16 protein-coding genes and 1 other RNA gene are annotated in these 18,055 nt (G+C 61.8%); 3 read left to right on the top strand and 14 right to left on the bottom strand.

The window, feature by feature from the left end; all coding sequences use genetic code 11:
* Window positions 1–26 precede the first annotated feature (26 nt).
* The 8 genes from pnp to rimP form a co-directional block, all read right to left on the bottom strand.
* Window positions 27–2,168: a polyribonucleotide nucleotidyltransferase gene (gene pnp / locus HGP14_RS00325; RefSeq protein ID WP_168827863.1), complete on the bottom strand. Its 2,142-nt coding sequence runs from the start codon at window positions 2,166–2,168 to the stop codon at window positions 27–29.
* A gap of 332 nt (window positions 2,169–2,500) precedes the next feature.
* Entirely contained in the window at window positions 2,501–2,770 is a 270-nt protein-coding gene (gene rpsO, locus HGP14_RS00320) for a 30S ribosomal protein S15 (RefSeq protein WP_168827862.1), read from the bottom strand.
* A 170-nt stretch (window positions 2,771–2,940) separates the two neighbouring features.
* Window positions 2,941–3,873 (bottom strand): tRNA pseudouridine(55) synthase TruB, encoded by a 933-nt coding sequence (truB, locus tag HGP14_RS00315; RefSeq protein ID WP_168827861.1) that lies wholly within the window; start codon window positions 3,871–3,873, stop codon window positions 2,941–2,943.
* 12 nt (window positions 3,874–3,885) lie between these two features.
* Window positions 3,886–4,293 carry a 30S ribosome-binding factor RbfA gene (gene rbfA / locus HGP14_RS00310; protein ID WP_168827860.1) on the bottom strand — a complete coding sequence of 136 codons (408 nt, stop codon included), beginning with the start codon at window positions 4,291–4,293 and terminating at the stop codon, window positions 3,886–3,888.
* A 75-nt stretch (window positions 4,294–4,368) separates the two neighbouring features.
* On the bottom strand, window positions 4,369–7,065 hold the full coding sequence (gene infB, locus HGP14_RS00305; RefSeq protein WP_168827859.1) for a translation initiation factor IF-2: 2,697 nt from the start codon (window positions 7,063–7,065) through the stop codon (window positions 4,369–4,371).
* A 98-nt stretch (window positions 7,066–7,163) separates the two neighbouring features.
* On the bottom strand, window positions 7,164–7,850 hold the full coding sequence (locus HGP14_RS00300) for an RNA-binding protein (RefSeq protein WP_168827858.1): 687 nt from the start codon (window positions 7,848–7,850) through the stop codon (window positions 7,164–7,166).
* Window positions 7,850–9,454, bottom strand: coding sequence for a transcription termination factor NusA (nusA, locus tag HGP14_RS00295; protein WP_168827857.1), 1,605 nt, complete (start codon window positions 9,452–9,454; stop codon window positions 7,850–7,852). Before nusA ends, HGP14_RS00300 begins: the two co-directional genes overlap by 1 nt.
* A gap of 59 nt (window positions 9,455–9,513) precedes the next feature.
* Window positions 9,514–10,119, bottom strand: a complete 606-nt coding sequence (gene rimP / locus HGP14_RS00290; RefSeq protein ID WP_168827856.1) for a ribosome maturation factor RimP — start codon at window positions 10,117–10,119, stop codon at window positions 9,514–9,516.
* Window positions 10,120–10,355: 236 nt separating this feature from the next.
* On the opposite strand from rimP, the gene HGP14_RS00285 reads away from it, so the two are divergent.
* Together HGP14_RS00285 and HGP14_RS00280 are read left to right on the top strand one after the other, a co-directional pair.
* Window positions 10,356–11,987 carry an MFS transporter gene (locus HGP14_RS00285; RefSeq protein WP_168827855.1) on the top strand — a complete coding sequence of 544 codons (1,632 nt, stop codon included), beginning with the start codon at window positions 10,356–10,358 and terminating at the stop codon, window positions 11,985–11,987.
* Between the two features lie 8 nt (window positions 11,988–11,995).
* Window positions 11,996–12,451 carry a GNAT family N-acetyltransferase gene (locus tag HGP14_RS00280; protein ID WP_168827854.1) on the top strand — a complete coding sequence of 152 codons (456 nt, stop codon included), beginning with the start codon at window positions 11,996–11,998 and terminating at the stop codon, window positions 12,449–12,451.
* A gap of 3 nt (window positions 12,452–12,454) precedes the next feature.
* Here the strand turns inward: HGP14_RS00280 and HGP14_RS00275 are convergent, their stop codons facing one another.
* Window positions 12,455–13,705 (bottom strand): lytic murein transglycosylase, encoded by a 1,251-nt coding sequence (locus HGP14_RS00275; protein WP_205926984.1) that lies wholly within the window; start codon window positions 13,703–13,705, stop codon window positions 12,455–12,457.
* 12 nt (window positions 13,706–13,717) lie between these two features.
* On the bottom strand, window positions 13,718–14,323 hold the full coding sequence (gene recR / locus HGP14_RS00270) for a recombination mediator RecR (protein ID WP_168827853.1): 606 nt from the start codon (window positions 14,321–14,323) through the stop codon (window positions 13,718–13,720).
* Between the two features lie 56 nt (window positions 14,324–14,379).
* Between recR and HGP14_RS00265 the strand changes: the two genes are divergently transcribed.
* The gene (locus HGP14_RS00265) at window positions 14,380–14,997 is read left to right on the top strand and encodes an MOSC domain-containing protein (RefSeq protein ID WP_168827852.1); all 618 of its coding nucleotides are present in this window, start codon (window positions 14,380–14,382) and stop codon (window positions 14,995–14,997) included.
* A gap of 2 nt (window positions 14,998–14,999) precedes the next feature.
* Here HGP14_RS00265 and HGP14_RS00260 read toward each other — a convergent pair whose 3' ends face one another.
* From HGP14_RS00260 to ffs, 4 genes are all read right to left on the bottom strand, one after another.
* Window positions 15,000–15,611 carry a LysE family translocator gene (locus tag HGP14_RS00260; RefSeq protein WP_168827851.1) on the bottom strand — a complete coding sequence of 204 codons (612 nt, stop codon included), beginning with the start codon at window positions 15,609–15,611 and terminating at the stop codon, window positions 15,000–15,002.
* 35 nt (window positions 15,612–15,646) lie between these two features.
* The gene (locus HGP14_RS00255; RefSeq protein WP_168827850.1) at window positions 15,647–15,970 is read right to left on the bottom strand and encodes a YbaB/EbfC family nucleoid-associated protein; all 324 of its coding nucleotides are present in this window, start codon (window positions 15,968–15,970) and stop codon (window positions 15,647–15,649) included.
* Window positions 15,971–15,989: 19 nt separating this feature from the next.
* On the bottom strand, window positions 15,990–17,867 hold the full coding sequence (locus HGP14_RS00250) for a DNA polymerase III subunit gamma/tau (protein ID WP_168827849.1): 1,878 nt from the start codon (window positions 17,865–17,867) through the stop codon (window positions 15,990–15,992).
* Between the two features lie 46 nt (window positions 17,868–17,913).
* An RNA gene (gene ffs, locus HGP14_RS00245) (signal recognition particle sRNA small type) lies at window positions 17,914–18,010 on the bottom strand.
* Window positions 18,011–18,055: the final 45 nt, after the last annotated feature.

Here is an 18,055-nt window from a genome sequence, read left to right as displayed (position 1 = left end):
CCCATGAACGATTGGAAGGGTGCGGCTTACTCGGCCGCTTCTTCCTTCTTCTTTTCGGAAGCCGGGAGTTCCTGGCCGGTCGCCTGGTCGACGACCTTCATCGACAGGCGGACCTTGCCGCGCTCGTCGAAGCCGAGGAGCTTGACCCAGACCTTCTGGCCTTCCTTGACGACATCCTGCGTCTTGGCAACGCGCTCGGAAGCAAGCTGCGAGATGTGGACGAGGCCATCGCGGGCGCCGAAGAAGTTGACGAAGGCGCCGAAGTCGGCGGTCTTGACGACCGTGCCTTCATAGATCTGACCGACTTCCGGTTCGGCGACGATCGAGTGAATCCACTTACGGGCCGCTTCGATTTCCTTACCGGAGGACGAAGCGATCTTGACGGTACCGTCGTCTTCGATGTTGATCTTGGCGCCGGTCTTTTCGACGATTTCGCGGATGACCTTGCCGCCGGAGCCGATGACTTCGCGGATCTTGTCGACCGGAATGTTCATGACTTCGATGCGCGGTGCGAACTCGCCGAGTTGGCCACGGCTCTCGGTGATGGCCTTGGCCATTTCGCCGAGAATATGCGTGCGGCCACCCTGAGCCTGGCTGAGAGCAACCTTCATGATCTCTTCGGTGATACCGGCGATCTTGATGTCCATCTGCAGCGAGGTGATGCCGTCGGCAGTACCAGCGACCTTGAAGTCCATGTCGCCGAGGTGGTCTTCGTCACCGAGAATGTCGGAGAGAACGGCGAAGCGATCGCCTTCCAGGATCAGGCCCATGGCGATACCGGCAACCGGCTTGGCCAACGGAACGCCGGCGTCCATCAGAGCGAGCGAAGTGCCGCAAACGGTTGCCATCGAGGACGAGCCATTCGACTCGGTGATCTCGGAGACGACGCGCAGCGTGTAGGGGAACTGTTCGGCAGACGGCAGCATCGGGCGGATAGCGCGCCATGCGAGCTTGCCGTGACCGATTTCGCGGCGGCCCGGGGAGCCCATGCGGCCGGTTTCGCCTACAGAGTAGGGAGGGAAGTTGTAATGGAGCAGGAAGCGCTCCTTGTACATGCCCGTCAGGCTGTCGACATACTGCTCGTCTTCGCCGGTGCCGAGCGTGGCAACAACGATCGCCTGCGTTTCACCGCGGGTGAAGAGGGCCGAACCGTGGGTGCGCGGCAGGAGGCCGACTTCCGAAACGATCGGGCGAACGGTCGACAGGTCGCGGCCGTCGATGCGGCTCTTGGTGTCGAGAATGTTCCAGCGAACGATCTTCGCCTGCAGATGCTTGAAGATCGCGCCGACTTCTTCGGCCGTGTACTTGGCTTCGCCTTCTTCCGGCAGGAAGTGGGCCTTGACCTTCGCCTTGACGGCATCGACGGCAGCGTAGCGCTCAGCCTTCTGCGTGTTCTTGTAGGCGGCGCGAAGTTCAGTTTCGAAATGCTTCAGCATCTCGCCTTCGAGTTCGGAATAGTCTTCCGGCTGGAAGTCGCGCGGCTCCTTGGCAGCCACTTCGGCAAGCTTGATGATCGCGTCGAGAACCGGCTGGAAGCCCCGGTGACCGAACATGACAGCACCGAGCATGATGTCTTCGTTCAGTTCCTTGGCTTCGGATTCGACCATCAGAACGGCATCGTGCGTACCGGCAACGACGAGGTCAAGCACCGACTCGTCCAGCTCGTCGAGATGCGGGTTCAGGACGTATTCGCCGTTGATATAGCCGACGCGCGCGCCGCCGACAGGACCCATGAAGGGAACGCCGGAGAGAGTCAGGGCGGCCGAAGTGGCAACCATCGACAGGATGTCCGGATTGTTTTCCAGGTCATGCTGAATGACGGTGACGACGACCTGCGTGTCGTTCTTGTAGCCTTCCGGGAAGAGCGGACGGATCGGGCGGTCGATCAGGCGGGAAACGAGGGTTTCGTTTTCGGTCGGGCGGCCTTCGCGCTTGAAATAGCCGCCGGGAATCTTGCCGGCTGCGTAGGTCTTTTCCTGGTAGTTGACGGTCAGCGGGAAGAAATCCTGACCGGCCTTCGGAGCCTTGGCGGAAACAACAGTCGCCAGAACGACGGTTTCGCCGTAGGTAGCCAGAACGGCGCCGTCAGCCTGACGGGCGATCTTGCCGGTTTCCAGCTTTAGCGGGCGGCCTGCCCACTCGATTTCCACGGTATGGGTATCGAACATATGTCTTGTCCTTCAATGCGGGAGCGCGTGCCATCGCCAGAAGCGCAGCGCACAGTCGACCGCAATTAATGTGACACATCATGGGCAAGACAACGGGAGGCTTTTCATCCTCGGTTTACTGAGAAACCGGACCAAAGCCTCCTGAAAGACTTTGGTCGAAAGCATCCGGCAATCCTGCCCCATGACAGGTCAACGGTTGGTTTGGCAGAACCGGCCCATCCGGTCCGCCGTGTTTCCTCCACGCGAAGATAGGGCGCGGCGGTAGAAATTCAGGGGTTCTCGACCCTCAAAAGAATCCGGCGGGCGCCCGAAGAGCGCCCGCCGGAAAACCGTCAGCGGCGGATACCCAGGCTGGAGATCAGCTTGGAGTAACGGCTTTCGTCCTTCTTCTTGAGGTAATCAAGAAGCGAACGGCGGCTGGAAACCATTGTCAGCAGACCACGGCGGGAATGGTTGTCCTTCTTGTGGCCCTTGAAGTGTTCCGTGAGGTTGTTGATCCGCTCGGTCAGGATCGCAACCTGGACTTCCGGAGAACCGGTGTCGCCTTCGAACGTTGCGTATTCCTTGATAAGGGCGGTCTTGCGCTCAGCAGTAATCGACATCGGATGTTCCTTTCCATGAGAGGAGAATGAAGTCGCCAAAAGCCGGGATGTCGTCCAGCTTCGGCCGCGAATGCAATCAGGCCTGCCTGATGCTGGCGCTGCCTATAAACCATTCAGACAGCAAAGGGAAGAGGCATGCCGGGCACGCCTCTTGCGGGTGGAACTGAAGCTCAGACGAAGACACGCTTCGGGCGGAATTCCCCCTGGCCGATCTCGCCGATCGCGATCAGCTTGCCACGCGCCGTCGCATAAGCTTCGCTTTCGGCAACCGGTGCATCACGGCCGCGCACGAGGATCGGGTTGCCCATCTTGAGCCGGTGCGCCTGGTCATCGTTGACGACAAGGTGCGGCAGCGAGGAGAGTGCTTCACTGGTGTCAATCAGCAGGGCGTCCAGTGCGGCAAGGCGTTCGTCTGCATCCTCGATCGCCTCAAGCGCGACGAGATCGGCGAGCGGTACCATTGTTTCCTCGGCAAAGGGCGCAACGAAGGTTCGGCGAAGGCCCGAGATATGCCCGTAGCAGCCGAAATCGCGGCCCAAGTCGCGAGCGAGCGCGCGCACATAGGTGCCCTTGCCGCATTCTACTTCGAAATGCGCGGTATTCTCATCCGGGCAGGCAAGCAGCGTCAGCCGGAAAATCTCGACTTCACGGGATGGAATCTCCACCGCCGCGCCATCGCGCGCCAAATCGTAGGCGCGCTCACCGGCGATCTTGATCGCCGAGAACTGCGGCGGCACCTGGCTGACGACCCCCGTGTATTTCGGCAGGAGATCGCGGATCTGCTGTTCGCTCGGGCGCTTATCGGAGCTCTGGGTCACATCGCCCTCGAGATCGTCCGTTGCGCGTTCCTCACCCCAAGTTACCGTGAATTCGTAGATCTTGCGGCCGTCCATGACATAGGGAACGGTCTTGGTCGCGTCGCCGAGCGCTACCGGCAGCATTCCCGAAGCAAGAGGATCGAGCGTGCCGGCGTGGCCGCATTTCTGGGCCTTGAAGAGCCACTTGATCTTGGAGACGGCTTCCGTCGAGCCGAAATCCACCGGCTTGTCGAGGATCAGCCAGCCGGAAACCGGGCGGCCCTTGGGTTTGCGTGGTTTTGACATTCGTTTCTTCTGCTATTGCTCTTCAGTATCGCCATCGAGGTCGCGCTGAACCTCGGGCGAGCGGAGCAGTTCGTCGATCTTTTTGTAGTTGTCGAAGCTGGTGTCGTCGCGGAAACGCACTTCCGGCATGTACTTCATCTGTCGCAGCTGCGGTCCGAGCCGGCCGCGGATGAACTTCGCATTGCGGTTCAGCGCAGCGATCACCGCATCATGATCCGTCACACCGAGCGGCGTAACATAGGCTGTCGCGATCTTCAGATCGGGCGACATGCGGACTTCGGAGATGGAAATGACGGTCTTCTCGATCACGTCATCGCGCACTTCGCCGCGTTGCAGAACCTGCGTGATAGCGGCGCGAACCTGCTCGCCGACGCGCAGCATACGCTGCGAAGGTGCGGAGGTTGTTGGTCTTGTTGCCATTTTTCTTTGCCTCAAAAGGTTCGGGCGCCGGCCTCAGTTGATCCGGCGCCCGTCCAAATTTCCAAAATCACACGATCAGAGCGTCCGCGTGATGTGCTCGACGCGGAAGCATTCGATCGTGTCGCCTGCGCGGATGTCTTCGTAATTCTCGAAAGCCATACCGCATTCCTGGCCGGCATGCACTTCCGATACCTCGTCCTTGAAGCGCTTGAGCGTCTTGAGCTTGCCTTCGTGGATGACGACGTTGTCGCGGATGAGGCGGACGCCGACGCCACGCTCGACCTTGCCTTCGGTAACGCGGCAACCTGCAACCTTGCCGACCTTCGTGATGTTGAACACCTCGAGGATCTCGGCATTGCCGAGGAAGGTTTCGCGGCGCTCCGGAGAAAGCAGGCCGGACATTGCCGCCTTAACGTCATCCACGAGGTCGTAGATGATGTTGTAGTAGCGGATTTCGATACCCTGCCGCTCGGCCAAGGTACGGGCCTGTGCATTGGCACGGACGTTGAAGCCGATGATTGCGGCACCGGAAGCCTCAGCTAGAGAGATATCCGACTCGGTGATACCACCAGCCGCAGAATGCACGATGCGGGCGCGAACTTCGTCGGTTCCCAGCTTGTCAAGCGCACCGGCAATCGCTTCGATCGAACCCTGCACGTCGCCCTTGACGACCAGCGGGAATTCCTTGACGCCTGCCGCCTGAAGCTGGCTCATCATCTGTTCCAGCGAACCGCGCTGACCCGAATGGCGGGCAGCAGCCTTATCGCGGGCCAGACGCTGGCGGTACTCGGAGATTTCACGCGCACGAGCCTCGTTTTCGACGACGGCGAACCTGTCACCCGCCTGCGGTGTACCGGAAAGGCCAAGCACCTCGACCGGCATAGCCGGCGGGGCTTCCTTGACGTGCTCGCCCTTGTCGTTGACGAGTGCGCGGACACGACCCCAGACATCGCCAGCAACAATGATCTGGCCGGGCTTCAGCGTGCCGTTCTGGACAAGAACGGTGGCAACCGAACCTCGGCCGCGGTCGAGCTGGGCTTCGATGACCGTCCCTTCCGCCGTGCGGTTCGGATTGGCCTTGAGGTCCAGAATTTCGGCCTGCAGCAGAATGGCTTCCAGCAGCTTGTCGAGGTTCAAGCCCGTCTTGGCCGAAACTTCGACGTCAAGAACTTCACCGCCCATCGATTCCACGAAGACTTCGTGCTGCAGGAGCTGCGTGCGCACCTTCTGCGGATCGGCGGTCGGCTTATCGACCTTGTTGATCGCCACGATGATCGGAACACCGGCCGCCTTGGCGTGGTTGATCGATTCAATCGTCTGCGGCATGACGCTGTCGTCAGCTGCAACGACCAGGATTGCGATGTCGGTGGCCTGCGCACCGCGGGCGCGCATGGCCGTGAACGCAGCGTGGCCGGGGGTGTCGATGAAGGTGATCTTCTGACCGTTCTGTTCGACCTGGTAGGCGCCGATATGCTGCGTGATACCACCGGCTTCGCCGGCAACCACGTTGGCATGACGGATGGCGTCGAGCAGCGAGGTTTTGCCGTGGTCGACGTGACCCATGATCGTAACAACCGGCGGACGCGAAACGCGATCGCCTTCCTGGTCGGCAACATTGAAGATGCCGAGCTCAACGTCGGATTCGGAGACGCGCTTGACGGTATGGCCGAATTCGCCGGCAATGAGTTCAGCGAGGTCGGCGTCGATGACGTCGCCCGGCTTCATCATCTGGCCTTCCTTCATCAGGTACTTGATGACGTCGACGGCGCGTTCGGACATGCGCTGCGACAGTTCCTGAATGGTGATGGTCTCAGGCAGAATGACTTCGCGGACAACCTTCTCGCGGGTTTCCTGCATCTGGCTGCGGCGGAACTTCTCCTGGCGGCGGCGCATGGCGGACAGCGAACGGCCGCGCGCATTGCCGTCGTCATCGACGTTTGCGGTGGTGATCGTCAGCTTGCCGCGGCGGCGCTCCTCTTCGGTCTTCGGACGCGTCGTCACCGGCTTTGCCGGTTCCGGGCGAACAACCCTGCCGCGGGCGGGAGCCCCACGAGGCGCTGCGCGCTCCTCGTCTTCAGCTTCCGGACGGCGGGCGCGTCCTGCCGGTGCGGGCGCACCAGGCGCCGGGCGGGCGGCGGCAGGTGCCGGAGTATCCGGACGGCGCACTGCCGGAGCAGGGCGCGGCGCCTCGACCTGGACTGCTTCCGCAACCGGAGCGTTTTCGACTGGCGCCGGGGCACGGGCGGCTTCTTCGGCTGCGCGGCGTGCCGTTTCAGCTGCTTCAGCTGCTTCCGCTTCGCGGCGGACGGCCTCCTCGGCTGCTCGGCGCTTTTCTTCCTCGGCGCGGCGAACCGCATCCTCGGCATCGCGGACCTGTGCCATGGCGAGCGCGCGGCGGCGAGCATCCATTTCCTCGGGCGACAGATGGTTCAGAACCACCGGACGCGGACGGTCCTGCTGGCGGGTAGCCTGCGAAGACTGCTGCTGCGGACGCGGCGGTTGGCCGCCCGGTGGATGGATACGCGGCGCAGGCGCCTGCTTTGCCGCCGGAGCGGATTCTGCCGCACGGGGCGCAGGTGCCGGGGCCTGAGCTGGCGTGATCGGACGCTCGTCTTCAGGGCGCATCGGGCGCCGCTTGCGAGTCTCGACAACGACCGCCTTGGTGCGACCGCGACCCATATCCTGGCGCACGGTGCCCTGGCTCATCCCCGATGGCTTCAGGGTAAGCGTCTTCTTTGCTCCAAGCGTCTTGTCGTCATTGCTATCGGTCATTCGTTCCCGTTCCTTCGGACAGGGAGCGATGACGTCATCAGACCCTGTCGTTCAAATACTGTCGATCAATGATGGGCCGGCCGGTGCCGGTCGCCGCATCATTGTTTTTGCCGGCCAGCGCCGCCTGGTGCCCGGGACTGACCGCCGCTGCGGTACCTTTCGAGCATCTTTGCGCGCTTCACTACACCCTCACCTGCCTGCCCTGCAAGCGCTGCGGCATGGATAAAAGCATTCTGGCCCATCACGCCTTCCATTTCGCTCTCCGAGAAGAGACGGAAGGAAGGTATTTCCTCCTCGGTTTCCATTCCAAGGTGCCAGGCCTTGCGAGCCTGGTCGATTTTTCTCACACCATCGTCCGCAGCGTCCGTCGAATGGAACACGGCCAGCGCCGCCCCGCTGCGGACCGCGGCATCCACTTTCGAAGAGCCGCTGACGAACTGGCCCGCTTTGCGCGCCATGTTCATCATCTGCATCAGTTGCTGCGCGAGCAGATGGTCAACGGTTTCACCGAGATCACCCGCCGCCTTCACGTCGGCTTTCAGGGCGCGGGCGAAGGATTTCTTCGCCACGGCCTTGTCGACCAACGCGCGATCGAGCTTGACCCAGCAACCGCGTCCCGGAAGCTGACGCTTCAGGTCGGCGATTACCGTTCCATCGGGAGCTGCAACGAAGCGGATCAGCTCGTCCGGCGATCCGCTTTCGCGCGTCACGATGCACATGCGGCCGTTCACGTCATAACCTGCAAGATCATCATCCTCAGGAGAAGTGTCCGGCTGCGCGGTCATTACGCTTCCTGCTCGGCTGCATCGGCCTCAACGGCTTCGACATCCTTCGCAAGATCTTCCTCGGTGATCCAGCCGGCAGCAAGCCGCGCCTGAACGATCATCTGCTCGGCTTCGACGCGCGAAACGTCGAACTTCGAGAAGAGGCCCTCGAATTTCTTGGTCTCACCGTTCTTGCGTTCGGTCCAGCCGACGAGATCGTCAGCGGCGCAGCCCGCGAAATCTTCCATCGTCTTGATGCCGTCTTCGCCGAGGGCGACCAGCATTTGACCGGTCATGCCGTCGATCTGGCGCAATTCGTCGGAGACGCCGAGCGCCTTGCGCTTCTCGTCCATCTCGGCTTCGAGCTTTTCGAGATATTCGCGGGCGCGCTGCTGGATTTCCTGTGCCGTCTCCTCGTCAAAGCCGTCGATCGATGAAATTTCATCGAGATCGACATAAGCGAGCTCTTCAACGGCAGCAAAGCCTTCCGAGGCCAGAACCTGGCCGACCATCTCGTCAACGTCGAGCGAGTCCATGAAGAGGTTGGTGCGCTCGTTGAATTCCTTCTGACGGCGCTCGGACTCCTCCGCTTCCGTCATGATGTCGATGTCCCAGCCGGTCAGCTGCGACGCAAGCCGGACGTTCTGGCCGCGGCGGCCGATCGCGAGCGAAAGCTGCTCGTCCGGAACCACGACTTCGATGCGCTCTGCATCCTCGTCGAGAACAACCTTGGCAACTTCGGCCGGCTGAAGGGCGTTGACGACAAAGGTTGCAGGATCCTGCGACCACGGAATGATGTCGATCTTTTCGCCCTGGAGCTCGCCGACAACGGCCTGGACGCGCGAACCACGCATACCAACGCAGGCGCCGACCGGATCGATCGAACTATCGTTCGAGATGACGGCGATCTTGGCGCGCGAGCCCGGGTCGCGGGCAACAGAGCGGACCTGAATGATGCCGTCGTAAATTTCCGGCACTTCCATGGTGAAGAGCTTCACCATGAACTGCGGATGCGTGCGCGACAGGAAAATCTGCGGGCCGCGCTGCTCGCGACGAACGTCATAGACGTAGGCGCGCACGCGATCGCCATAACGGACGTTTTCGCGCGGGATCATTTCGTCGCGGCGGATGATGCCTTCGCCACGGCCGAGATCGACGATGACATTGCCGTATTCGACACGCTTGACGGTGCCGTTGACGATCTCGCCGACACGATCCTTGAATTCGTCGAACTGACGATCACGCTCCGCTTCGCGCACCTTCTGGACGATGACCTGCTTGGCCGACTGCGCCGCGATGCGGCCGAAATCCATCGGCGGCAGCGGATCGGCGATGAAGTCGCCGAGGGCGGCGTCGGGATTACGGTCGCGGGCGAGTTCCAGCGGGATCTGCGTCGAGTAATCCTCGGCCTTCTCGACGACTTCGAGCAGGCGCTGCAGGCGGATTTCGCCGGTCTTCGGATTGATATCGGCGCGGATGTTCGATTCAGTGCCGTAACGGGAGCGTGCCGCTTTCTGGATCGCATCCGCCATTGCGGCAAGCACGATTTCGCGGTCGATGACCTTTTCGCGCGCCACTGCATCCGCGATCTGCAGAAGTTCAAGCCGGTTCGCACTGACTGCCATTGTCTTATCTCTCCGTCCTGGCTTACCGGGTTCCCGCCCCTGGAGCCGTAGTTGATCGGTTATTCTTCGTCTTCCGCATCGTTCTGATTTGCGGCCTGCGCCTTCGCGGCCTTGTCGGCGCGCAGCGCGTCGCGGATCAGATCGTCGGTCAGAATGAGCTTCGCATCGCTGAGCGCAGTGAACGGAATGGTGACCTTCTGCTCTTCGCCATAGGCGACCTGGTCACGCTCGAGCGTGAAACCATCCGCGTCCACTTCGATGATCTTTCCGCGGAAGCGCTTTCGGTTGCCGATCATGATCGACGTTTCGCACTTCACAAGGTGCCCTTGCCAACGGGTAAAATCCGACTTCCGCACCAGCGGACGGTCGATACCCGGCGAAGACACCTCCAGATGATACTCCTGATCGATCGGATCTTCCACATCAAGGACCGGAGAAATGGCCGTCGAGACCTCTTCGCAGTCTTCAACAGTCATCGTGCCGTCGTTGCGCTCAGCCATGATCTGCAGCGTGGCGCCGTTCTGGTTGAGCATGCGCACGCGGGTCAGACGGAAGCCCATGCCGACGAGCACCGGTTCGATGATGTCGGCAAGGCGCTGGTCGAGCCCGGTCTCGGTAATCAGCCGCGGCTCAAGTTCGTTTTCTGCGTTTGTCTGATCCGACAAGCGGTGCGCTCCTTGCAAATTTCAAGCATTTTGCATGATCGCGCTAATAAAAAAGAGCGGGTCCTTGCGGCCCACTCTTCATCGTACGATCAAGAATTTGCGCTGCATATAGGCCTGTTTTTTCGAAATTGCAAGCTCTCGGCTCAAATGCGCCGGGGGCAGGCAATCGCGCCTAGCCAGCATAAAGCTTCGTTATATATTGGAGCCGAGGGAGAACAAAACAAGGCGGAGGAATCGTGCTGTCCAATTCACCAACGCTGGCACCACTGAGGCACGAGACCTATCGCACGATCTGGGTTGCAAGCATCGCCTCGAATTTCGGGGGGCTGATCCAGGTGGTCGGAGCCGCCTGGATGATGACGACGCTTGCCGCTTCGGAGGACATGGTGGCGCTGGTCCAGACATCGACGGCGCTGCCCATAATGCTGATTTCGCTCATTTCCGGTGCGCTTGCCGACAATTTCGACCGGCGGCAAGTGATGCTCACCGCCCAGTTTCTGATGCTCATCGTCTCGGCCGCACTCACCGCCTGCGCCCTGCTCGGCTGGATCACGCCCTGGCTGCTCCTGCTCTTCACCTTCCTGATTGGTTGCGGCACGGCACTCAACAATCCCTCCTGGCAGGCCTCCGTCGGCGACATGGTTCCGCGGGAGGACCTGCCAAACGCGGTGACACTGAACAGCATGGGGTTCAACCTGACCCGCAGTGTCGGTCCCGCGATCGGCGGCCTCATCGTCGCCACCGCAGGGGCCGCGGGCGCCTTTGCGGTCAATACGATCAGTTATCTGGCAATGATCTACGCGCTGCTCCGCTGGAAGCCGGCGCTGCCTGTTTCCTCGCTGCCGCGGGAAAATCTCGGAAGCGCGATCGCCGCCGGCCTTCGATACGTCTCGATGTCGCCAAACCTTGAGAAGGTCCTGCTCCGCAGCATGACCTTCGGCATCGGCGCAAGCTCGGTGCTCGCCCTCCTGCCGATCGTTGCGATCGACCTTGTCTCCGGCGGACCGCTGACCTATGGCCTTATGCTCGGTTCCTTCGGCATTGGCGCAATCGGCGGCGGCGCCCTCAACGCCCGGCTGCGTGAGATGCTGAGCAGCGAAAGCATTATCCGCTACTCCTTTACCGGCTTTGCGATCAGCATGGTGATCGCCGGCTCGAGCCCCTTTGCGATCCTCACCTCGGTCGGTCTGCTCATTGCCGGCGCGTGCTGGGTGCTGGCGCTTTCCCTGTTCAATACGATCGTCCAGCTTTCGACGCCGCGCTGGGTGGTCGGACGCGCGCTCTCGCTCTATCAGACAGTCACTTTCGGCGGCATTGCCGGGGGCAGCTGGCTCTGGGGCCTGCTTGCCGATCGCTTCGGCGTCTCGAACGCGCTCTACAGCTCCGCCGCCGTCATGCTGATCGGCATCGTCATCGGCCTTCGCTTCTCGATGCCGGCCTTTGCCTCGCTCAATCTCGATCCCCTCAACCGCTTCATCGAGCCCGCACTCGGTCTCGACATCACGCCCCGCAGCGGGCCGATCGTCGTTCAGATCGATTATCAGATCGGCGATGACGACCTGCCGGAATTCCTGAAGCTGATGGGAGAGCGGCGGCGCATCCGCATCCGCGACGGAGCACGCAACTGGGCGCTGATGCGCGACCTCGAGAATCCCGGCATCTGGACCGAGACCTACCACACGCCGACCTGGGTCGAGTATATCCGCCACAATCAGCGCCGCACCCAGGCCGATGCGGAGAACTTCGATCGCCTGCGCGCCCTTCACCGCGGCACCGAAGCGCCGCATGTTCACCGCATGATCGAACGGCAGACCATCCCGCCATCCGACGACGTCTTTCACAAGGCACCCATCGATCTCCACCACTGAGGCAAGACATGCATTCCTTTCGCCGCGCCCGCCGTTCCGATCTCACGGCAATCATCGGCCTGCTCGCCGATGATGACCTCGGGCAAAACCGGGAGATTGCCTCCGATCCGCCGGATGCCAGATATCTTGCGGCATTCGATGCTATCGAGGCCGATCCGAACCAGTTGCTAGGCGTCGCCGTAAACGGCGACGACAACCCGGTTGGCTGCCTGCAGCTGACCTTCATTCCAGGGCTTTCACGCACGGGCATGTGGCGCGGGCAGATCGAAAGCGTCCGCATCGCGCAATCGGAACGCGGCAGCGGGCTCGGCACGCGCTTCATCGAATGGGCGGTCGCGCGCTGTGAGGAACGCGGTTGCGGATTGGTGCAGCTGACCTCGGACAAGACCAGGGACGATGCGATCCGCTTCTACGAGAAGCTGGGCTTCGTTGCGAGCCATGAGGGCCTGAAGCGCAACCTGTAGGCCCTACTTGAGCTTTCCGATCATCGAGGCTTCGGGATAGCAGGTGGGCGTCATGCCGCTCTTTGCCTGCCACTGGCCGATGGAGCGGCGCGTCTTGTAGCCGGGAAGGCCGTCGGAGCCGCCGACATCGTAGCCCTTCTTCTCCAGTGCCTTCTGCATGGCCGCAACATCGGAGCGCAGCATCTTGCCGACATCGCCCCACGCTCCCTGAAAGGCCCCGGAGCCATCGGCGATCCGGTCGGCGAGGTTGCCGATATAGAGAGCATAGAGATCGGAGTTGTTGTATTCCTTTATGATGTAAAAGTTCGGCGTGACGATGAATTCCGGCCCATCGCGGCCGGCCGGCACCAGCATCATGCCTTCCGCTTTCATCTCGGCAGACGGGAAGCCCTTGCCGGAAATGCGATCGATCCCGAGCGAAGCCCAATGCGACAGAGGCTTTGCGAGATCCGGGCCTTCCTGCGCACAGGAGACCTGCGCGGGGATCGTCACCTCAAAGCCCCAATCGCGATTGCGCTGCCAACCTTTTTTGACAAGATAGTTGGCTATTGATGCCAGAGTGTCCGGCACGGACGTCCAGATATTGCGGTGCCCGTCCCCATCGAAATCGACGGCATATTTGAGATAGCTGCTTGGCATGAACTGCGGCTGGCCGAGCGCTCCCGCCCAGGAGCTCTTGAAGTCGGCAGGGGCGACATCGCCGCCATCGAGAATATGAAGTGCGGCGATCAGTTCGGTGCGGAACATATCCTTGCGCGTCGACATGAAGGCCTTGGTCGCCAGCACCTCGATCGCCGAATTCGGGATCTTCGCCGCGCCAAAGCCCGTCTCGCGGCCCCAGATCGCCAGAACGATCGAACCGGGCACACCATAGGCTTTTTCGATGCGCTTCAGCGTCGAGCCATATTGCGAGGCCAAGCCGCGTCCGGTCGCCGCAAGCCTTTTCAGCCGCTCTTCGTTGAAATAGGGCGCGGGTGAGGAAAACTCGGCTTGCGTCTGCTTTTGCGCCTTTGGCGGCGGAAAGCCGGGAGGCGCAAGATCAGGAAGGTCCCAGTTGAGCTCGATGCCTGCAAAGGCCGACTGGAACGTCTTCGCCGAGATGCCATTCTTTTCGGCTTCCGGGCGCAGTTCGGTCTGCACCCAATTTTCGAATTGCGCTTCGACAGCCGTCTTGGAGGGAGCGGCAAGGGCGGGCAAATGAACCGCTGCCACGAGCGCCGCGGTCAGGATCGAAAGGCGCGCAATCGTCTTCAATCTCTTTTCCCCCTAGATGACCGTTCGCGCTCGAAGCGCCGCCGCCAGCGTTCCCTCGTCGAGGTAGTCGAGTTCCCCGCCGACCGGAACGCCATGCGCCAGCCGGGTGATCTTCACGTCCAACCCGGCCAGCTGATCCGTTATATAGTGGGCTGTGGTTTGCCCCTCGACGGTCGCGTTGACGGCGATGATGAGTTCGCGAATGCCGCCCTCGCCGATGCGGTCGATCAGCCCGCGAATGTTGAGATCATCCGGCCCGACGCCGTCGAGCGGTGAAAGCGTGCCGCCGAGAACGTGATAGGCCGCATTCATCGCGCCGGCGCGCTCCAGCGCCCAGAGATCGGAAACGTCCTCGACCACGATGATAACGGAGTGGTCGCGGCGCTCGTCGGTGCACACAGAGCAAGGATCGAGGGTATCGACATTGCCGCAGCGCGAGCAAACTTTCACCTTGTCATAAGCCTCGCCCATCGCATTCGACAGCGGTCCGAGCAACTGGTCCTTCTTCTTGATCAGGTGCAGTGCCGCGCGCCGTGCCGAGCGCGGCCCAAGACCCGGCACCTTCGCCAGAAGTTGGATGAGTTTTTCGATTTCGGGGCCTGTGACTCGCTTTGCCATGTGCCGTTCTTAGCCCATATGCTGCCAAAACGGCAACGCGGAAGGATCGGTCGCTCATGAAAATACGTGCCGTCTGCACCGGCAGTCCCCAACGGTTGCCCGGCAAGAAATACAAGACGGGCATCTACAAACACGCCGTCAACGGTGCCGTGATCATCGACGGCGACGGGCTTGTCGGCGACGCCGTCTGCAACCGCAAGCATCACGGTGGCGTCGATCAGGCCGTCTATCTGGAAGGAGCGCTGACGCTGGACTGGTGGGCAGAAGAACTCCGGCGCCCGATCGACCCCGGAACGTTTGGCGAAAACCTTGTCATCGATGGCCTCGACAACCGTGACGTCTCCGTCGGTGATCGGTTCATAGCGGGCGATCTCGTGCTTGAGGTCACCTCCGCACGGATCCCCTGCTCCACATTCGCCGCCAAGATGGGCGATCCGCAATTCGTGAGGCGCTATACCGAGGCTGCTCGCCCCGGAATGTACTGCCGCGTGATCAAGAATGGGCTGGCCGAGGCCGGAACGACTGTCGAATACGTGCCTTTCGATGGACCCAAGATAACAATGCCGGAACTGATCGCAACCTTTGGCCGCCGCCTTTCATCTGAGGACAAGGCCCGCTATCTCGCAGCACCCGTCCACTTCAAACTGAGGGCGCAGCTTGAGGCGCAAGGCTAGGGTCAGCGCAACGCGATTGCGACGGCGGCACCCGCCATGGTTCCGGCACTCGCCCGGTTGGCGATCCGAACCGCACGGCGGCTTTTCAGGAAGCCACGCGCTTTTGCAGCAGCGAGTGCCCATGTGAGATCGATCAGGATCAGCACGACAAACATGGTCGTGACGAGCTCAGCCCAGCCGACGATCGTCACCGAATGAATGTCGATGATCGAGGGCAGCAGAGCCACGTAGAACACCATGATCTTCGGATTGCCGAGCGTCACCGTCATGCCCGCGAAAAAGAGCTTCGCAGCGGATTGCGCTTCCGGCAGCGTCTCCTCGCTCTTATCCGGCGAGGCAAACCACATCTTCCAGGCGAGATAGAGCAGGTAGCAGACGCCTAGCCACTTGATCGCGACGAACGCCCAATGGAAGGTCTCGGCAATCGCGGCAAGGCCCGCGACCGCGCAGGTCAGCCAGATCGCCTCGCCGATCCACATGGCGGCGAGAAAAGGCAGGACATCGCGCGCGCCCTTCGACAGCACGCGTGCGACAAGTGCCGCGATACTCGGCCCGGGCGAACCGGCAGCCATGAAGAGAGCGCCGGCAAACACAAGCAGACTGGTCAGCGTCATCGCCGCTCTCTCCCCCGTGAACTTGATCTGAAAACTTAGAACGGCATCTTAAAGCCGGGCGGGATCGGCAGGCCGGCGGTCAGCGCCTTGGTCTTTTCGGCAGCTGCGGCTTCCGCCTTGTCCTTGGCATCCTTATGAGCGGCAACGATCAGATCTTCGAGGATCTCGACGTCGTCCTCCTTGAAAAGCGACGGGTCGATCTTCAGGCTCTTCAGCTCCCCTTTACCGCTCATCACGAGGGTCACGAGACCGCCGCCCGCCTTGCCTTCGGCCTGGAGCTCGGCGATCTCCGCCTGCATCTGCTCCATCTTGGCCTGCATTTCCTTGACTTTGCCCATCATGCCCATGATGTCGCGCATCGTCTTCTCCTTCTCGAAACTAGAATTCTATGTCGTCGCCCGGCAGGATGTCGCCCTCTTCGGATTCGGCGACCGCAGGCGGCTTGGCCTCCTCGGCTTCCTCCTCCGGCGTCGGCGCCCTCACCCGCACGTCGATGATCTTGGCGCCCGGGAACTGGGCGAGGATCGCCGCGACGTCGGGATCTTGCCTGGCATCGCTAACCTGCTGCTCCTTGGCCTTGGCTTCAGCCTCGACTAACGTCGGCTCTCCGGCCTCGCGGCTGGTGCTGACGATCCAGTGGATACCGGTCCATTCCTTCAGCTTGACGGCAAGTTCGTTGAGCAGCGTCGGCGGCGCACCTTCAGTGAGATTCACATCAAGCCGGCCCGCCTCGATCTTCACCGGCCGCACGAAATTGCGCACCAGCGCCTTCAATTTCACGTCGCGCTTCTCCGCGGCGAGATTGACGATATCGGCGATCGAATTGACCGGGACGAGCGGCTTTGGTGCTTCGGCCGGTTTCATCTCGATCCGGCCTGCCTGCAGCGGCTGCGGATCGGGATTGGGAACGGCGCGTAGCGTCGCCGTCGGCCCGGATGGCTGCGGACGCGGCGTGTTCTCCGGCGCGCGCGCGGTGACCGATGACTGATAGGGTACGTGGGTTCCGCCGCCACCGTTTCCAGACAGCGCCGGCGAAGGACGCGAGCCGCCGCTGCTGCTGTCGGAAAGTTCGGCGAGCCTGCGGGCCGCATCTTCCGGCGCCGGCAGATGCGCGGCATGCGCCAGCCGGATCAACACCATTTCCGCGGCGCCGGCCGTGCGCGAGGAGCTTTCCGTTTCCGGAATCCCCTTCAAGAGCATCTGCCAGATACGCGACAGCGTCGTCACCGCAACCCCTTGCGCAAACTCGGCAGCCTTGGTGCGCTCGACTTCACTGAGCGAAGGATCGTTTGCGGCGTCCGGCACATATTTGAGCCGGGTGACGAGGTGCGTGAAATCGGCAAGATCGGTCAGGACGACGACAGGATTTGCACCTGCCTGATATTGCGCCTCGAACTCGGCGAGCGCCGCTGCGACGTCGCCCTTGATGACATGCTGAAAGAGATCGACGATGCGCGCACGGTCGGCAAGGCCCAGCATGCCGCGCACGGCCTCCGCCTGGACCGCGCCGCCGCCATGGGCGATCGCCTGGTCGAGCAGCGAAAGGCCGTCGCGCGCCGAACCTTCGGCGGCGCGTGCGATCATTGCCAGCGCATCCGGCTCGGCGTCGATACCTTCCTTCGCCGAAATCGTCGTGAACAGTCCGACGAGATCAGACGCGCTGATGCGGCGAAGATCGAAACGCTGGCAGCGGGAAAGGACGGTGATCGGAACTTTACGGATTTCTGTGGTCGCGAAGATGAACTTCACATGCTCCGGCGGCTCCTCGAGCGTCTTTAGCAGGCCGTTGAAGGCCTGTGTCGAAAGCATATGCACTTCGTCGATGATATAAACTTTGTAGCGCGCCGAAACCGGACGGTAGCGCACCTGCTCGATGATTTCGCGGATATCGTCGATGCCGGTGTGCGACGCAGCGTCCATCTCGATCACGTCGACATGGCGGCCTTCCATGATCGCCTGGCAATGGTCGCCCGGCACGCGAAGGTCGATCGTCGGCTTGTCGATCGCGGGCGTCTTGTAGTTCAGCGCCCGCGCGAGAATACGGGCCGTCGTCGTCTTGCCGACACCGCGAACGCCGGTGAGCATATAGGCCTGCGCGATACGGCCGGTCTCGAAAGCGTTGGTAAGCGTGCGGACCATCGGCTCCTGGCCGACCATGAGGTCCGTGAAATCCTTTGGGCGGTATTTGCGTGCCAGCACCCGGTATCCGGTGCCCGTCGAGGCGGCATCTTGTGACTGTCGCTCGGTGTCGCTCATCGCCCTGCTTGTCGCCCGGAACGCCGGGCATTGTGGAAGAGAGAAGGTGGGAGGCTGGCACGATGACCCGTGCCTGGCTCGTTAGGGCTGCTTCCTTCCGGACCTGACCCGGTTGGCGAGTGGCTCGTCCACCACCAACCTCCCGGATGCACATATCGGCAATATCGCCATCAAAAGCAAGCCAAGCT

The organism is Rhizobium sp. P32RR-XVIII, assembly GCF_012641395.1.
Lineage (GTDB): Bacteria > Pseudomonadota > Alphaproteobacteria > Rhizobiales > Rhizobiaceae > Rhizobium.
This window is presented reverse-complemented; position numbering and strand designations above follow the sequence as displayed.

Coding starts and splice junctions, on each gene's coding strand:
- recR (WP_168827853.1), bottom strand. CDS start 14,323: ATGGCAAAGCGAGTCACAGGCCCCGAAATCGAAAAACTCATCCAACTT.
- rbfA (WP_168827860.1), bottom strand. CDS start 4,293: ATGGCAACAAGACCAACAACCTCCGCACCTTCGCAGCGTATGCTGCGC.
- HGP14_RS00265 (WP_168827852.1), top strand. CDS start 14,380: ATGAAAATACGTGCCGTCTGCACCGGCAGTCCCCAACGGTTGCCCGGC.
- HGP14_RS00280 (WP_168827854.1), top strand. CDS start 11,996: ATGCATTCCTTTCGCCGCGCCCGCCGTTCCGATCTCACGGCAATCATC.
- rpsO (WP_168827862.1), bottom strand. CDS start 2,770: ATGTCGATTACTGCTGAGCGCAAGACCGCCCTTATCAAGGAATACGCA.
- HGP14_RS00260 (WP_168827851.1), bottom strand. CDS start 15,611: ATGACGCTGACCAGTCTGCTTGTGTTTGCCGGCGCTCTCTTCATGGCT.
- nusA (WP_168827857.1), bottom strand. CDS start 9,454: ATGGCAGTCAGTGCGAACCGGCTTGAACTTCTGCAGATCGCGGATGCA.
- pnp (WP_168827863.1), bottom strand. CDS start 2,168: ATGTTCGATACCCATACCGTGGAAATCGAGTGGGCAGGCCGCCCGCTA.
- truB (WP_168827861.1), bottom strand. CDS start 3,873: ATGTCAAAACCACGCAAACCCAAGGGCCGCCCGGTTTCCGGCTGGCTG.
- HGP14_RS00250 (WP_168827849.1), bottom strand. CDS start 17,867: ATGAGCGACACCGAGCGACAGTCACAAGATGCCGCCTCGACGGGCACC.
- HGP14_RS00300 (WP_168827858.1), bottom strand. CDS start 7,850: ATGACCGCGCAGCCGGACACTTCTCCTGAGGATGATGATCTTGCAGGT.
- infB (WP_168827859.1), bottom strand. CDS start 7,065: ATGACCGATAGCAATGACGACAAGACGCTTGGAGCAAAGAAGACGCTT.
- HGP14_RS00255 (WP_168827850.1), bottom strand. CDS start 15,970: ATGCGCGACATCATGGGCATGATGGGCAAAGTCAAGGAAATGCAGGCC.